General features: G+C 34.4%; 17 protein-coding genes and 1 pseudogene. 4 read left to right on the forward strand and 14 right to left on the reverse strand.

What is annotated here, in order from left to right; all coding sequences use genetic code 11:
* Positions 1–29: 29 nt before the first annotated feature.
* Both WP_RS06435 and WP_RS06440 read left to right on the forward strand, forming a co-directional pair.
* Positions 30–854, forward strand: coding sequence for a hypothetical protein (locus WP_RS06435; protein ID WP_007302637.1), 825 nt, complete (start codon positions 30–32; stop codon positions 852–854).
* A gap of 120 nt (positions 855–974) precedes the next feature.
* The gene (locus tag WP_RS06440) at positions 975–1,802 is read left to right on the forward strand and encodes a hypothetical protein (protein WP_007302638.1); all 828 of its coding nucleotides are present in this window, start codon (positions 975–977) and stop codon (positions 1,800–1,802) included.
* A gap of 188 nt (positions 1,803–1,990) precedes the next feature.
* Here the strand turns inward: WP_RS06440 and WP_RS06445 are convergent, their stop codons facing one another.
* Both WP_RS06445 and WP_RS06450 read right to left on the reverse strand, forming a co-directional pair.
* Positions 1,991–2,863 carry an IS982-like element ISWpi16 family transposase gene (locus WP_RS06445; protein ID WP_007301954.1) on the reverse strand — a complete coding sequence of 291 codons (873 nt, stop codon included), beginning with the start codon at positions 2,861–2,863 and terminating at the stop codon, positions 1,991–1,993.
* 1,133 nt (positions 2,864–3,996) lie between these two features.
* Positions 3,997–5,067: pseudogene (locus WP_RS06450) on the reverse strand (C48 family peptidase); the annotation flags it as partial.
* A 149-nt stretch (positions 5,068–5,216) separates the two neighbouring features.
* On the opposite strand from WP_RS06450, the gene WP_RS07445 reads away from it, so the two are divergent.
* The gene (locus WP_RS07445) at positions 5,217–5,573 is read left to right on the forward strand and encodes a hypothetical protein (RefSeq protein WP_012482029.1); all 357 of its coding nucleotides are present in this window, start codon (positions 5,217–5,219) and stop codon (positions 5,571–5,573) included.
* A gap of 895 nt (positions 5,574–6,468) precedes the next feature.
* Positions 6,469–8,451: an ankyrin repeat domain-containing protein gene (locus WP_RS06460; RefSeq protein WP_007301831.1), complete on the forward strand. Its 1,983-nt coding sequence runs from the start codon at positions 6,469–6,471 to the stop codon at positions 8,449–8,451.
* A gap of 95 nt (positions 8,452–8,546) precedes the next feature.
* Here WP_RS06460 and WP_RS07245 read toward each other — a convergent pair.
* The 12 genes from WP_RS07245 to WP_RS06525 form a co-directional block, all read right to left on the reverse strand.
* Positions 8,547–9,339, reverse strand: a protein-coding gene (locus WP_RS07245) for an IS5 family transposase (protein WP_087740684.1) whose coding sequence is annotated in 2 segments (ribosomal slippage) — positions 8,547–9,074 and positions 9,076–9,339 — 792 coding nt in all. Because the reading frame shifts where the segments join, the coding sequence is not laid out codon by codon here.
* Between the two features lie 48 nt (positions 9,340–9,387).
* Positions 9,388–9,804 (reverse strand): DUF1016 N-terminal domain-containing protein, encoded by a 417-nt coding sequence (locus tag WP_RS06475; protein ID WP_158307662.1) that lies wholly within the window; start codon positions 9,802–9,804, stop codon positions 9,388–9,390.
* Between the two features lie 37 nt (positions 9,805–9,841).
* On the reverse strand, positions 9,842–10,096 hold the full coding sequence (locus WP_RS06480; protein ID WP_012482031.1) for a PAAR domain-containing protein: 255 nt from the start codon (positions 10,094–10,096) through the stop codon (positions 9,842–9,844).
* Positions 10,096–10,560 (reverse strand): phage baseplate assembly protein V, encoded by a 465-nt coding sequence (locus tag WP_RS06485; protein ID WP_012482032.1) that lies wholly within the window; start codon positions 10,558–10,560, stop codon positions 10,096–10,098. The genes WP_RS06480 and WP_RS06485 overlap by 1 nt, the downstream gene beginning before the upstream one ends.
* A complete protein-coding gene (locus tag WP_RS06490) occupies positions 10,547–11,023 on the reverse strand; it encodes a hypothetical protein (RefSeq protein WP_007301837.1) in 477 nt (158 codons plus the stop codon). The genes WP_RS06485 and WP_RS06490 overlap by 14 nt, the downstream gene beginning before the upstream one ends.
* On the reverse strand, positions 11,020–11,511 hold the full coding sequence (locus tag WP_RS06495) for a phage tail protein (protein WP_007301838.1): 492 nt from the start codon (positions 11,509–11,511) through the stop codon (positions 11,020–11,022). The genes WP_RS06490 and WP_RS06495 overlap by 4 nt, the downstream gene beginning before the upstream one ends.
* 1 nt (position 11,512) lies before the next feature.
* Positions 11,513–11,818, reverse strand: coding sequence for a head-tail joining protein (locus tag WP_RS06500; protein ID WP_007301839.1), 306 nt, complete (start codon positions 11,816–11,818; stop codon positions 11,513–11,515).
* A 74-nt stretch (positions 11,819–11,892) separates the two neighbouring features.
* Positions 11,893–12,897 (reverse strand): major capsid protein, encoded by a 1,005-nt coding sequence (locus WP_RS06505; protein WP_012482033.1) that lies wholly within the window; start codon positions 12,895–12,897, stop codon positions 11,893–11,895.
* A 25-nt stretch (positions 12,898–12,922) separates the two neighbouring features.
* Positions 12,923–13,294, reverse strand: coding sequence for a head decoration protein (locus WP_RS06510; RefSeq protein WP_012482034.1), 372 nt, complete (start codon positions 13,292–13,294; stop codon positions 12,923–12,925).
* A 125-nt stretch (positions 13,295–13,419) separates the two neighbouring features.
* Complete coding sequence (locus WP_RS06515) at positions 13,420–14,457, reverse strand: S49 family peptidase (protein ID WP_012482035.1); 1,038 nt, start codon at positions 14,455–14,457, stop codon at positions 13,420–13,422.
* A 14-nt stretch (positions 14,458–14,471) separates the two neighbouring features.
* Positions 14,472–15,884: a phage portal protein gene (locus tag WP_RS06520; protein WP_007301845.1), complete on the reverse strand. Its 1,413-nt coding sequence runs from the start codon at positions 15,882–15,884 to the stop codon at positions 14,472–14,474.
* Entirely contained in the window at positions 15,884–16,915 is a 1,032-nt protein-coding gene (locus tag WP_RS06525; RefSeq protein ID WP_012482036.1) for a PDDEXK nuclease domain-containing protein, read from the reverse strand. Before WP_RS06525 ends, WP_RS06520 begins: the two co-directional genes overlap by 1 nt.
* Between the last annotated feature and the right edge of the window lie 5 nt (positions 16,916–16,920).

The following is a 16,920-nucleotide window of genomic DNA, read 5'->3' on the forward strand; positions in this document are numbered from 1 at the left end:
TTATAGTATAAGAGCTATTAATAGTATATATGTCAAAAAAAATGATTAATGAGTTGAAAGATAAGGCGAGGGAGAGGAGATATGCTGATTTGAAGTCTACAGAAAGTTCTGATTATAGAACATATAAGGATTTGGATATGGACTTCAATAGTGAATATGAATTTGTTTGTGACCTTGTTATTAATGGGAAGGCAATAACTAATGATTTCATTAAAAATTTATATTTAAAACATGAAAATCTCATTACAGAAGATAAGGACAAAAAAGGGAGTTATCGTCTGTTTCTTAAGCAAATCTTCACGGAAGTATTTGTACACGCCGGTGCAGCAGTTCCAAATGACTCTATTATGGAAGAATTGATAACTTATTATAACAGGTCTGGGTACAAGCAATTCTTTTCTTCTCAAAGTCAAGCACTTCGTTCTTTTGGATTGTGCATGTATTCATTCCACTATTTAATTCCTTCTTACAGAGAAAGGACCTGTATAAGTTGTGAAGATCCAAATTATCTGAAGTTCAGTTTTAGCGTAAATGATGGTATATATAACGGTAATAAAATTTTAGTATGTGATTTACAAAACTCAGTGGAGTTTAAACTAAAATGTGAAGGTGAAAATGTGATATATGAAGAAGGTAAGGTTTCTCTCACTATTCCTAAGGAGCTGAAAAATTACAAAGCAAATGATAAGAATTTGTTTGACGTTATTATTGAGTATTTTCAGAAATTTTGCGAAAAATTTGGATTTCACTTTTTTGAGGAAAATTTTGAGTATAATCTGGATAAGCCACTTGGAGTATTAAGTGATATAAATACAACCAAAGACAAGAATCTAAACTTGAAGAATTTAAAATAAGATATTGAAATCTCCGCTTTTTTTAATAAGGTGAGTATAATAAAAAGTAAATCAAGTTTTACAGAAAACCTTTACTTATGATGAAAAGTACGTAATACGTATATAATATAAGATTGTGATATGTCAAAAAAAATAGTTAACGCATTGAAATCTGAAGTAAAAAAGCTCAAGTATTCTGATTTAAAATCTATACCAATGAAATCAGGTGGTTGGAGTAGCATAAACTCTGGTTACAACACATATATTGACCTTGATAGATCACACAACCTTACTATCAACAAACAAAAAATAACCAATGAGCTTATCGAGGAGCTATATTCAAAACATAAAGATCTCATTTTAGGGAATGAAAAAGGGAAAAGAAACTATTGTTTGTTTCTTAAAGTAGTCTTTATGGAAATGTTTATACGTGTTGGTGCAACAGTTCCAAATGACTCTATTATAGAAGAATTGATAACTAGTTATCATCAAGAAGGATATAATCATTTTTTGTTTCTGCATTTATTAAAGGCTCTTTTTCCACTTGGCTTGCTTGTGTTAGATTCTGATATAATAATAACTTATAGTATGGATTGCCATAGTTCCAATTGTCTAAAACTCAGTTTTAGCATGGAATGTATAAGGGTACTTAGCAGTGATCTTGCTAGTGATATCAAAACACCAGGTTTTTACAGTTCAGTAGAATTTAAACTGAACTGTAAGGGTAGAAATGTAACATATGAAGATGGTAAAGTGTCTCTTATTATTCCGAAAGAGCTGAAAAATTATAAAGCAAGTGGTAGAAGTTTGTGTGACATTACTATTGAGTATTTTCAAGAATTTTTTGGAAATTTGGGATTTAAATTTGAGACAAAAGTGGAACATAGTCTAGGGGAGCCACTGAAGGTGTTAAATGATGTAAGTGTGCTTTGCTCTCAGTTAGAATGTATCCGTTCAGCAGAGTGGTAAAATAAATTAGACGAAACTAATAAGTGGGTATCATGAAAATCCAGTCTTTTCATGCAAAAAAAAATGATGTCATTCCAGCGCGTGACCAGTTCTGATTGACTAATCAGTCTTCTGGATCCCAGTATCAAGTACTGGGATGACAAGAGTAAAGAGGAAACTGGGATGACATTATGAACCTCAGTTATGGATTAGCCGATAAAGAAAGGCATAGAAATAGAAGGCTTTTTGGACTGCATGGAGTAGGAAATCAGAACAGAAAAAACATGAATTAGGAAATTTGTTGGCGATCTATGTCTTGTATGCTCAATCTCAAATTTGTTTTTCAAGGAATCAAAAACAGTCTCAATAATCGACCTTTTCCTTAATAAAATCTTCTCTTTAAGTGAAATTAGTGCGTTTTTCATACCTTTTTTTACTTTAGTGACTAACTTTAGGCCTCTATCGAAGAGTTTCTCAAAAAGCTCTTTCTTTATATAGCCCTTATCTCCAAACAAAAGTCCGGTCAGTCTTTTAGTGAGAGTTGGTAAAGGTTTTCTGTCATCAACGTTACCTTTGGTTAGGGTAAGTGCTTGAATTTCACCAATTTCGTTAATCACTAAGTGCAACTTGAAGCCAAAAAACCAACCATACGTACTCTTACTAATTTCTGCTAGATGATTAAAAACTTTATTCCTAGAGATCCTTTTTTTGTGGCAAACGGCAATCGTAGAGGTGTCGATGTAGGAAGTGCCGGTCATTTTCGCTTGTTCACAGAACCATTGCAAAAGTAATGCTAAATACCACAAAACTCGCGGCTTTAAGGCAATAAATCTGTGATATGAAGGCAGCTTTGAAAACTCTGATCTATAGAATAACTGAAGATAACAAAGATAAAAAGCCTTGAAGTTTTTACATGGTGATTTATGGTATAACAGGATTATGGTTAGAATTTCTGAGTGCGCTATTTCTGGTACTCTGGTTGGTTTTTTGCCGTTTGATAAGAACCTATTTGCAAAATTATCATCTACCGCACGACAAAAATCCTCGACGCAACAGTACAGTTCTGTAATATCTTTCTTCATGGGTAACCTCTTATTATTACTAAAATACTCGAGTTTACCCTGTTTCCCTCTTCTTAGTTATACTTTTATCTATTTTCTAATCCATAACTGAGGTTAGGTAGGAGATACAAGCTTTTTTATTGGTAGAATATTTTCAAAAGGTTCTCTCATTTAGCATCACAAAAAATTCAATTATTGACTCTTTTAAAAATTGCAAAAAAGATCGTATATTTGTGAGAACAAGCCGCGTAAAAATAAGGTTATAAAAATAGAAGATTTAAATTATTTCAATAAGCTTAGGCAAAACAGTTCGTATGTAGATATTGATGAAATGGGCTAATATGGCTAGTTTTAGCGTATAGCAAAATCATTATATTGAAAAGTTCGCACGAATCAAGCGGTAGACCAATTGATTCCAAAGAAACTTGTTCTCACCGCACTTGGTTTTGAGCGCTGAAAATGGTTGATTTACTTGAGATATTAATAATATAGTTTACTGAATTAATAGTAATTCATTTGAGAATAAAAAGAAAAATTTATGATAATTTTACATTTCAAATCGATATTGTTCTTTTTATAAAAAATATTCCTATACTGCGCAAGGTCAAGTTTTAACCACATCAATTTTTCTTTCAAATTAAATCTTATCTTTTACAATGGGTCTTACGTTTAAATTATTTGATACCCAAAATTAAGGAAGCCATTTTAAACGGCACACAACCTCAGCATCTAAAACTAGCTGATTTGAAGGAAATATCACTCTCATGAGAGGAGCAAATGAAGGTGCTTTACGGACAAGAGTCTTAATAATAGTCTTCTATATTATTGTTAATAAACACCACCATAAAATATCTTACTATTACCCACAAATAAAAACATAGTATTGTATTTACTCAAATAATTTAATTTTATTAACCTGAAAGCTTATTGGATTAAAATTATTAAACTAAGAGTTATAATTTTAGCAACTAAAAGCTGTAAATTGCACCATATAAACAGTTATTTCAAGCAAAAGTTATGCCATTAAGAGCTACGCAACAAACATTTATATTTGTGGGTAATAGTAAGATAAAATATGCAGAAACAACCTAGAAGACCGATTACAACCAATGCGTAAATATAGAGTAAAGAAAACTTCATCCACCTATTAACTTCTACCTACTACCTCTACTATTGCTATGGTTATAAACTCTACTCACTCCATCAATTTTATCTAATGCAGACTGCGGGTTACCAAAATCAATTGATATCACTCTTTCTCCGCCTAATTGTAATGCTCCTCCACCTCCACGCTGTGGGTATTGGAGTCCTAAAAATTGTAATAGTAATGGATCAATTTCATGTTGAATTCCTGGATGAGCTTGAATTAAATCACTCCGGCGAGAAGGTAAGTTAGGATCATTTTGGAGTAATTGTGAAATATCTCTTCTCCGATCTTCAAAGTATTGTTCATTTCTTCGAGGTTGTCTAGTGTCATTTCCAATGCCTGCACTAAGAAGACCACGTATATAACCTATAATACCTTCACCTTTCTCTCCAAAGTTATTATTTCCCTGTAAAGCTTGATCAATAGCTTGGTTAATATCCCTAGCATTTTCGTATACCCATATGCCACAATTATGGCCATCTGTTTGCTGATGAACGGAAATATTATGGACATTATCATCGTTAATATCACATTCTCTTAAAGCTCCTCGAATATTATTGTCAATACCACTATCTGGACCAAGTGAATCAGCATAATACCCATAATAATTTCCATTTTGGTGTACAATAACTAATGTAACCCAATGACGATTACCTACATTAATAATAGCAATTAATCTATCTTTTTCACCCGAATCTACTTTTTGTTTAAAGTTAGTTATGTGACTACTTAATAAGCCCCTACCTGTTGGATCATTTTGATTTCCATCGACTCCTACTGAAGTTATTTCAAAACCATAATGATCATTAGTTGAATGAGATTGATTATCAAGGAAAGTATATTGTCGTGCAGCGAAAAACATGTCATGAGTTTGTAGCCAATAACGATAATTTTGATTATCTGTTGCAAAGTCTAGTGCAAGTAGATCATGCACATCTTCTATCTCACGAGCGTTGTTTCTACGAAGGATAGCATTTATTTGTTGTAATATTCCTTGTGCTGTAGGAGTACCACCTCCCCTTATTCTTGACTTTAATGTTTCTATTACCTGTGCTCTAGTACCTTGCAAGTAACTAAACTGATATCATTCAAAATAACTTAGATAATAATATCAGGATTAATAATGTTTCTGTTAGTCAGCAAACAGATGGTTGGAATTGTGGTTTATGGGCATTAGAAAATGCTAGTGATATTAATCGAGTTCTAAACGAAAATCCTGTTGGGCAAGTGCAGAATATCATAAATATAATACGCGATTTTCTTGGAAGAGACCACCCCAACAGAGATAGAAATTACTTTCAGAACATGAGAGTGGGCATTTCACAATTATTCAGGAATGATCCGGGATTTCAAGGTGTGCAATTGCGAGCATACATTCAAAATAGAGGACAAATTGATCCATTGCTACGTACTTATCTAGAATTAGGATATCACAGAGTAGGAGGAGGGTGTGGACCAGTAGAAGCACCTATATCGCTTAGTGTTAGTGATTACAGTAATTTTGGTGGCCTGCCACAGTCGAGTTTAGAAGGTCCTGAAGCTAGTCGCGTTTCTGACCTTAGCAGAGGTAAAGGCGGTAGGTAGAGGTAATCGGTAGATGAAAGGAGTGTAACAAAAACCTTATGCATCAAGTAGAGATTGTGAGCAAATTTAAAGAAGTTAAGGTGGGTAACCTGTTTTTTTCTACTTGCAGCAATTTTTCAAAAAGTATATGTGTCGAGTTGGGTAAAGTTGAAGGAGGTTCTTAAATGAGCAACTATTAATTTGGTAGTATATAGCATTAATAAATTTAAACAATGTGACCATTTTCAGTGGTTAAAACCAAGGGCGCTGAGAATTGTTCGTTTTGGGATGGCATGGTCTACCAAATGATACATACGAACTTTTTTATATTCTGACTTTGCTATACGCTAAAACTAGCCATATTAGACCATTTCATCCATATCTACATACGAACTGTTTTGTCTAAGCTTATTGAAATAATTTAAATCTTCTATTTTTATAACCTTATTTTTACGCTGCTTGTTCTCACAAATATACGATGTTTTTTATGTTTTTGCAGAAAGTCAATAATTCAATTCTTTAACTAGCATGGTACTTTTACTAAAGTATTTTTTGAAAAAGTTAGTTGACTTATAAATAATTCTCTACTAATACTGGCATGTGTTTGTTTATTCTGCTGAAGTTCCTCCATGCAGGTTTGCTGTAAAAACTTCAGCAGTTTCCGTACTCCTTTAAAGCATCATATTCCTATATATTAAATATAGCTGGTGTTCTCAATTTTTTTGATCTATAGTAAAACTGGCTAAAACTTCCAGTAATAAACAACTTTTAACCTAGTAGTAGTACTCACCTAGTAGTACTCACCATAAAAACTTAACAAAAATATGAGTAGTAAAAATATTATGTTGAAATTAAGCTTGACCAATATTATATATTATACATAATATATCCTATATTTAGAATTAGGGGGGTAGCTGTGGTTGAGACTAAAGAATTTGTAGAACATATTATAAAACTTACCAATCGGCAAAGTGATCAAACAAATCAGCAGGAACCGAAATGGAAACCAAGCACTGGGCAAAGATGGTCAAGCACAGATGACCAGGAATTAGAAATAACTCAATTACCAACAAGTAGTAAAGATGACTACTACGAACTCATTAAACAAAGTTTATTTTGGATTAATATGAACTTAATGGATAATACAAGTAATTGGAGCTTATTAGAAAAAGAATGGGTTATTAAAGCGCATAGATCAGAATTAACAAAGAATCAGGAGAAGTTAATTCAAAAGTTATTTCATATTATTAATAGTCGTGATACTTCAACACTCCAACAATTTTTACAGAAAACTAAGAGTAATCCAGATCTAAAAACTGTTCTCGATCTTAAAGTAGGGGCGTCAGAGTTAACACTGTTACATATACTTCCAACAATCCTATATTCATTTGATAGTTGTACTTTAGTGGATTGTCTCTTAAAAGCAGGAGCTGAACCAAATATACAAGATTATAAGGGAAAAACACCTCTACATTACTATGCTGCTACTTATCCTGTTGAAAAGAAATATGTGGATTCTCTTGTAAGCTATGGAGCTGATTTGAATATAAAGGACAATAATGGAAAAACTCCTCTACAAATTGCAATTGATAAAGGTACTTTGGATGTTGCAGAGTGCTTCTTTAATTTAGAGCAAAAGAAATTGTATGAAGAATTAAACAAGCTAATTGAAGGTACATCTAAACTTGAGAATGGTTCTTCCAAATATAACGTTCAAGGTGTTGAGGACCTGAAAAAGTTCTTAGATAAAAATAAAAACAATGAAGATTTAAAGATGATTTTGAGTATTAGGGATGAAGAAAATAATTTAGAAATACTTAAAGATTATATGTATACTGAAGTGATAAATTTACTCTCGGCAACTCAATCACAATTAATGGTAACTGAGCAAGAGACAGAGGAAACTTATGTACCACATCAATGTTTATTGGACATTTGTTTAACAGATCAACTAAGGCAACTAAATCAGTTTGTAAGTGAAATACCAAAAGCTGCAAACATAGCTGAATTACAGAAAGTTGTCGATAAGGCTATCATGTCTGGAGTGGGATTGAATCTTACTAAAGATGGAGGTCAGTGTTTCACAGATTACATACTAGAAAGAATTGGCCAACTAGAAAAAAACCATGAAGTTGCTAGCAATATAGTATGTACATTAATATCAAAAGGAGCAAGGTTAAGTGACTGGAATAGTTTAAACGTTATTGATGAAATAGAACTGGAGTTTAAAGAGCATAAAGCTAATATGATAAAAGCTCATGAACAGTGTGTTGATCATACTCATAAATTTCTGAAAATCGCAAAAAATGCGACCAACGGCAAGTTAAATTGTGCAAAAATGGATAACGCTACTTTTTACTTAGAATATTCAGAAGACAGTATAATAGATGTTGCGCAGATTACAGATGGAACAAGGGATTTAGGACTAACCCATGGAGATGTAAAGTGTGGAAGAAATATAGTAAAGATCGGCAATAGTGAAGTAGAAATTAAAACTGAAGATGGCATAAGGAATTACACAGATCTTACGGAAGGCAGCAGTATAGTATTAACTTTCTATACTAGTTTGGGAGAATTAGAAGTTAGATTATGCCCTCATGAAGAAAATAAAAATTGGATAAAAGTAGAGGTGAGTGAAGAAGGCCTACTTCTACTCGATGAAATAGACAGTTATAATGAAGCAATAGAAGATTGCAATGAAGGAATAGAAAATTATGAAAAGATAGGGCAAAATTGCTTATTGGGAGGTTTATCGGTTATTGAAGCTATAGACCGAGGTGTTTTTGCTAGATCTGGTGGATTAATGCATCCTGAAGTAATAAGCGAGTCTAACAACAAATGGACAGAACGTGAAGAGTTAAGAAGGACTTCTGATCCTAGGAGAGAAGTTTCTAGGTAGATTAATTTGCTAAAAAGTTGAAGATTATTATTTAAATATAAACTACTGTAATTTACAGATTAAGGAGTTCGTACCAATGTCTTCTAAGAGCCTGTTCATAATCTTTTGAGGAGCAAGGCAGTAAAAGCTAGAACGACCATTTGTAGGCTAGTATTGAGTTTACGCTCGCAATTTTTCCATAACCGTCTACACTTTTCCAGCCAAGCAAAAGAACGCTCTACAACCCACCTTTTTGGCAATACAACAAAGGTATGTAATTCACTTCGTTTTATTACTTCAACGGTTGCACCAATAGTCGTTTTTATTTGAGTTGCAAAATTTTCTCCTGTATAACCTGCATCAACTAGTATATTTTGAACTTCGGAAAGATTTTTTCTTGCGTTACAAATCATCTCTACAGCAGCAGTACGATCTCCGATATTAGCTGTAGTAATATAAATTGCATGTGGCAAACCTTGCGTATCTACTGCAATATGACGCTTTATTCCTGAAATTTTCTTGCCGGCATCATAACCTTTTTCTTCAGCAATATCGGTGTTTTTTACACTTTGAGCATCAATGATGCAGAAGCTTGTTTTTGTATTCCGACCACTGTTGAAACGAACCTCTCCAACTAATTTTTTTTAAGACAATTTCTAGAACACTTTCTCTATCTTCATTCGGTTTTTTACTCCATCTCTTGAAGTAATCGTAACAATTGCGCCATTTTGGAAACTCTTTTGGTAGCATTCGCCACTGACAGCCACTTTTTAGCACATAAAGTACACCGCAAAATAACTCATATAAATCCAGTTTTCTTGGTTTTGTTTTTTTTCTACAGGATTCTAGATCTGGTAATATAATCTCAAATCTTTCCCGACTTATATCACTTGGGTATACACTCCTCATATATCCTAACTTATATACATTATCTCTTAGTTTATTCCTTTCTTGAGATCATGTACAGGTTCTAACACTCCACCTTTCAATACGACACATTTCTATATAATAATTACGCTTCAGCTCATCAGAAATTGCAATAATTTCTACAAAATGTGACCAACTCAATTGTTGTGACAGTGTCGCGACAATCTCTTGATCAGGAAAGAATTTAGAAAATTGCACCATACGAAATAATGACGCTCTATCAAACCCACGTCCATATTTAATCTGAAGTTCTTTTGCAAGTTGGGAGATGATTTGCTTCCCATAATCTGCGCGTTTGTGCTTTAGAATATCTTGGTCAATTCTGGAGCCAATTTGCCAGTTTAGCAATACTAGAGTAGAGTTGAATTGAACAGAAAGATGATTCTTTGCTCTATCTATTAAATTACTAACGTCTCCTAATAGGCTAGTAGTTATATCCATGTTCATAACCTTACTTTTTGTAAGTATAACAGATGGTTTATTTTTATCCTGAAAAAACATTATTACTACCACTCATTACTTTAGAACCACAAGATATTGAATCTCCAACTCTTCCTATACCATACCCATTTGTAAACACTGTTTTTGACCCTTCAGTTAATACTCTACTTTCTGTAAAATTATCTCCTTTTCGGCAAACTGATTTACCATTCACAAAAACATTATTACTGCCGCTAATGCAAAAATGTGATGTTGCTTCTGCACAATGATCTCCTACTCGCACAACCGATTTATTCATCAATTAAGGTTTATTTTATCTGCCTTCAATTTTATTCCACTTTTTGTCATTTCTATACTTGATTCCCCAGCTTTCAGTGTTATTTTGTCTACTACTTCAATCTCTAAATGATGTTTATCTTTATCGTATGACAACTTTGTTCCATCTTGAAATGTTAAGCTACTCACCTCTTTTTTATTTTCTGGTGCAGAGTACTTTTGTTGATATATTCCAGCTAGTACTACTCCTAATGATAACTCTCCCAATGGTGACAATATTACTACCTGTTCATTTATGCTTGGTGGTAGCCAGCTTCTTTCCTCTCCTGCTCTAGAAGTTATCCATGGAAGAAAATCTGTTAAAAGTTCACCTATTTTCACTCTTACTTTTGCTTTTTCATAATCTACTTCTTTTACAACTCCTATACGAATGATATTCGCTACTTTTCTCTGTAACTCTGCAATGGCAAAATTATTTTCCAACATACATTTCTCCTACTGCTATTTTATGTGGCTTAATTTTCCCCTCTTCCCATACTGATTTACCTAAATGAAGCTGATGACTCCAATCAACCATCCACACCAAATATGCATCTAATTCGGGTCTAAATCCATCAGGCTCTGCAGAGAGAAATTCAGCAGGAGAAATATTCTTTACGTTCCAAGTATTTTTATTTACTACTCTTGCTACTTCTGCTGCTAATGACCTTACAACTACCGAGGAATCCTCGACTGTTCCATCAACTACAATTCGTGCTTCAAATTTTGCTCTCAACGCTAATTCCTCTGTTCCAGGATCTTTTCCCGATTCTAAACTCACAAGCTCTACAAATAACGCTGGCGCTAATAATTCTTTTCTTATCGATGGATAAATTTCACAAGTTTGAATTGCTGGTATTTCTCTTTTCAGCGTAGTGCAGATTGCGTTATGCAAATCTTTGAAATTCATACACTTTCTGTAATATCACGTTCAAAAAATTTTGTAAATACTTCCTCAACCTCATAATTAACAAGATTTCCTATTATCCTTGAAGCCTCAGGTTCTAGTGGCAACTTAACTTCCTTTATTGGCAATGCTGTTCTTCCTTCACGCTTAAAAATACCGCTATTTCCTTTTGGCATAACTGCTGCAAATCCTCCTATAAACTCATGCTTTCCTACTTTCGATCCTCTTCTTGTTTTTTGTATTTTACCAATTGTTGATGCTCTAATGTCATAGAGATTTGCTCTAATTAACACTTCTAATCTGCTAGTTTTTGCCTTAAAAATTCTTAATCTCTTTCTTATCAAACTTTTCTTTTCCTCACTAATTTCTTTTGCTGTCTTCAATTTTAGCCATAGTGCTGTTCTGTTTAACGCTCTCACTATTGCTAATTCTATTTTTTTTCTTTTAGCATTTACATTTTCTATTACCTCAACTTCTATATGAACAGACATTTTACACCCCAGACGCTTTTATTTTCCACGTTATTCCAGATTTGTCTCTAAGTGGCGGTGAGTGTACTTTATATCTTCGATCACCTATAACAAAAACATCTCCTACTATTGGCTTTAACACATCAAACGCACTTACTTCTAACGCTAAAGTTTCTTCCACAAATTGTCCTTCACCAATCTCGTATAATTTATCTGGCTGTTGCTTTAATACCTGTACCATATATGACTTATCCTTTGATTTATACAAAGCCACTTCTCCTAAATGGGCAAAACAATCTTTTAGTAATCTCTTAATATTCTCTTGCATTCTTTCATAAGTATGCTAATAAGGTATATACTACTCTTGTGCCTCACCAACTTGTAGTTACTCTACCAGTATTGTTATGCTGCAACGACTTTTACTAATGTTCCTGGTCTATGGCACATTGGCAGAGGATTTGACTGCGTATGTAAATCAGTCCCTCTATCAAACCTCCTTGGTTCTTGCTTTGCATATAGTGGCTGTCCAAGAGTATTTACTGTCTCATTAAAATCTGCTGGTGCAAAATATGTCGTAAATGTGCTTGCTGTTCCTAGTGGAAAACAGTGCCCTGTATCTTTCTCAATAAATCTTCTCACGGTTCCTTCAGGGTCAGTTGCTTGCCCTCTATATTCCTCAAATGTTATACCACAAAACGTAAATCCTGACCTCATATCATTTCGAAGCGCTGCTCCTTCTTGCCATCTCTCGTATGCTTCTTTCACTTTACTATGCGAAGTTAGTGCATCAAAAAACTCAGGGTTTACCAAGGCATGAACTCCTGTCATATATTCACCACTTAGATTATCTTCTATATGCCGGAGTACTTCCATACACTTACGCTTTACATCAGTTGTTGCAGTTCCTAGTGCAAAATTTACTACTTTTGGTGTGATTTCAAATTCGTTGTACAGATTTAATAATTCTGACCCATCAGCATCTAAAATTATTCCTTTTAGCGCTCCCATTCGCAAATGCTCTAATGTTATTGCATGTTTGTTTCTCATTAGCTGCAAATGATCAGTTATTACATCTGCCAGCGCTTTAAGTTCACTCTCTGATCCAAATGCCCTTATTCCTTGTACTTCTTCTGGCAGCACTACATCATCATGCGGAATGTGCGGAATCGTAAACGTTCTTACCTTTCTTTTTCCTCTTTTTCCTACTGTTGCTGGCGCCCCTGGAACTTGCGTTGGTAGTAAACTTAAAACTCCGTTATGTTCTTCTATTGTAATATGTCTAAATCTTACTGACCTACTTGGAAACAAATTTAAATTTTCAACTCGTCCATAATTTATCGGCAATATATTCATCGCATTTGTTAGTGCCGTCATGCTAAATGCTGTATTTGTAAATGGATTTTGCATTCTTTTTCCCCCTTATTAATTTAAGTTACACTCCCTTGCGGACAATGATCCCTCGTCCTTCAAGTTGCTTTATTGCTGCAGCTTTTTGCTCTTCAGTGATACCTGCTGGCCACACAACTGCATAATCTGCTAGCATTGCACCGCGAGCAATAATTACTCCTTTACTATTTTCCTTTGCGTTTACATCGCTTGTTATCACTCCTATCGCCGTTTGTGTCCCATCTGTGGCAGTTGGATTTAAAGCTTTAATTAAATTATCTTTAGTATCATAACCAACTACTGTTCCTAGCTTCAGATTTTGCCCCTTGGCTACTGTTATCTGATCTCTTGAATATAGACTTGATGCCTCATACTTTAATAAGTCACCTAGATTATTTTGTTCGGTTATACATGTCATATTTCCTTTTCTCCTTTTTTTATTTTTTTATCGCCATATTTGTAGTTGTTATATGCAGCGGTTATAATTGTGGCGCGTTTTGAACACTTATTTACCGCGGCGATTATATACCACGGTTAAGACCATCAAATGCACCGACTTTTCGCTACCTGCATCATCAATTCTTCTCCTGCATTCTGTGGTATTGCACTCAGTATCTCTGTTTTTTTCGTTCGCTCTGCAAGTAACTCCATTAAAACTTCCCTGGCTTGCTCAACACTTGAGCCTTGCTCTATAAATTCTCCTATCTTTTCTGGCATCTTTGATATATTACATAATCTTATTATCTCTAAAATTTCTCTACGACAGTTCTCCTCAGTTAACTCATTAGTTGTCATACTAACACTCCTATGATTATTGATAAATTCAAAAAATGTTGTAACTCCATCTGCAAGACCTATTTCTACTGCTTTCTCCCCAAAATATAGCCCTGCTTCCGTTGATTTGATTGCTTCTATAGAAAGGTTTCGATTTCGTGCTATTAGCTGCACAAACATTTCATATAGTCGGTCTACTTCTTTTTGTAAGCTTTCCAGACTTTCAGACGTCATTGGCTCATGTGGATTTAAATCATTTTTTCTACTTCCTGCAAATACTGTGGTATATTTTATTCCACATTTTTCATCAAACCCACTTTGATCTATATGACTTGCTATTACTCCTATACTGCCAACACCAGAAGTTCTGCTCACAAATACCTTCTCAGCGCTAGAGGCTATAGCATATGCAGCAGAGTATGCATCATCATTTGCTATCGCTATTATCCTCTTTTTTGCTCTTGATTCATAAATAAAGTCAGCTAGGTCAAATATACCGTTTACCTCTCCTCCGGGGCTGTCTATTTCCAGTATAATTGTCTCTATGCTACTATCTGCTAATGCTTGTGTAATTTGTTCTTCTATTTGCTCATATGATGTCATTCCCAGAAAGACGTCAAAAGCTCCTGGTTTTTTGGTCAAAATTCCATGTATTTCTATTACTGCTGTTTTTTCTATATTCTGATTTACTGCATGTTTTATCTTTTTAAAGATAGGTTGTTTTCCGTTATATAGTGACAACAGGTCAAAGCTTTTTTGCTCTATCATCATCGGCCTACATAGCCAGTTGGTTTGTAAAATTTCCATAAAGTAAACGAGATTTATTTTGTTTGTGTCCTAACATCAGAATCAAAGAAAAGGTTGAGAGAATCAGCACGCTTTTGATCTTCTGCTATTTCTTGGTCAATTTCTTCTACATCGTAACCCATTTCTGATACTACTTCTGAGCGGCTCTTGAAGCCATTTCTTACCGCCATTTGCTGTGCTTGCTGGTCTTTCAGTGGATCCACCCAATCAAATCCCTGTGGTATCCATTTTACTTCTTCTTTCGCTGCTTTTGCCACTTTTTCATCTATACGGAGTTCTCCACAAAGTACTGCTAACTCTAGCCATCTATTCCATACTGGTCTGCAAAATTGAAATACCATAATGTTGTGTTGCAGCATAGCGCATCTACGACGAAACTCTATCAGTCCTGCTCTGATTGATGAATAATTAACACCCGTTAAATCTCCTGTTAGTTGCTCATATGTTATCCCTGTGCCTATTGCTATTGCCCTCAGTTGCTGTCTCATGAATGCTTCATAACTTCCTCCAACATCTGATGGCTCTGAAAATTTTATGTCCTCTCCTGGGTCTAAAAGCTGCATTGTTCCAGGTTCTAGGCCAGATAATGCTACTCCTTGCTCATTTGCTTGCGCCTCACCTAAAATATTTGCCTCAGGATCAAGTCTCGTAATAAACCCTGCAAACATCGCTGCTGTCTTTTTTCTTACTAATTCTGCATCATCGTATTGATCAAGTTCATAGAGCTTTAGCAGTATACTCGAAAGCCATGGCTCTCCTCTAATTTGCCCAGGTCTCAGTGGTTTATAGATATGTAAAACATCGTTTGCTGGTACTCTAACTGATTCGCCAAATGAGCCTTCTCCTGGATGTTCTCTAAATAAGTAATATGCTTCTCTTTGCCCAAGTCTATTGAACTCAATCCCGTTTCTTATTACATTACCATTTCCTAAAGTTTGATTTGTTTTATTATCTAAATGTTCAGACTCAAGTACTTGCAGTTGTAATGGCACAGAAAATCTATCTTCCAGCTTTCTCGTTCTTAAACGTACAAAACATTCTCCTCCCTCTATCATACTTCTGCATACTAGAGCTTGTAATCCATAAAAATCACTTATTCCACAGCTATCTGCTTCGTCTGTCCATTTTAGCCATAATTCTTGTACTTTCTTTCGAAATTCTCCATCTTTTGCTTTTGATTTTGGTTTTATTCCTGTTCCGATAGAGTTACTTACTATCGTATCAATTATATTTGCAGCGTAAGGATTTTTTCTCACCATATCACGTGATCTACTACGTAAAGTTTCAAGGCTTTGAGACAGCAAATTGTTTATACTTCCTAACTCTGGTTGAAAGTGAAAAAATCTTCTTCCTGATCCTGCTGCATCCCAGGCTGAGCTTTTGATTTTTGGCTTACTAAATAGTTGTTTGAATGATTTGAGTAGCATTACTTCTCTTTATCTGAAACTTTAGATAACTCAGCTTCTAATTCCTCTATCGTTGGTAAAGCTGTCTTTATATTCTCTGGTAGACTTTCAGTTATTCGATATTCTGCTAGTCCTATTGGTTTTGTCATATCTTTTAGAGTGTATTTTGCTAGTACATCATTTTTAGATTTACATAAAATCAACCCTACAGATGGTTGATCTGTCTCGTGTTTTAGCAAGTCATCTACTGCTGAAAGGTAGAAATTCATTTTACCGGCGTATTCTGGTTTAAACTTATTATCTTTCAATTCAATTACTATAAAACAACGTAATTTTAGATGGTAGAATAATAGATCGACAAAGAAGTCTTCATCACCAACATCTAAATGAAATTGTCTACCTACAAATGCAAAGCCTTCACCAAGTTCTAACAAAAACTTCTCCATATGTCCTACAAGACCTTTTTCTACTTCTCTTTCATGAGCATCCTTTCCTATACTTAAAAAATCAAAAATATATGGATCTTTTAACGTGTAATGCGCTAGATCTGATTGAGGTGAAGGTAACTTCTCTTTAAAATTAGTGATAGCCTTTCCTTGACGTTTATGTAACCCAAGTTCAATCTGCATTACCATGATGTTTCTTGACCAGCCATGTTCTATAGCTTCTTTTATGTAGAATAGCCTCGCTTCTTTGTCCCGAACTAAGTCCATCAGAAATACATTATGTCCCCATGGCAATTGGGCAACAAGTTGTTGCACAAATTCAATATCTTGATATTCCCCTGCAAACTGCCTCATATATTTTAGATTTCTTGTGCTAAAACCTTTCATTTCTGGAAACTCAGCCTTTAAGTCTCTACTTAACTGCTCAATTACTTTGGATCCCCAACCTTGGCTCTTTTGTTTTTCTAGAATCTGTGTTCCAATATAATGATAAAGTAGTAGTAGCTCTTTATTTACTGTTCTTGCTGCTTTATAACGACTAATAGCAATCTGTTCTTTCAGCTGCTCTAAAAATTCTGTATATTCTTTTGCTATAATTTTTGTCATACGGT

The sequence above is a fragment of the Wolbachia endosymbiont of Culex quinquefasciatus Pel genome (assembly GCF_000073005.1).
GTDB lineage: Bacteria > Pseudomonadota > Alphaproteobacteria > Rickettsiales > Anaplasmataceae > Wolbachia.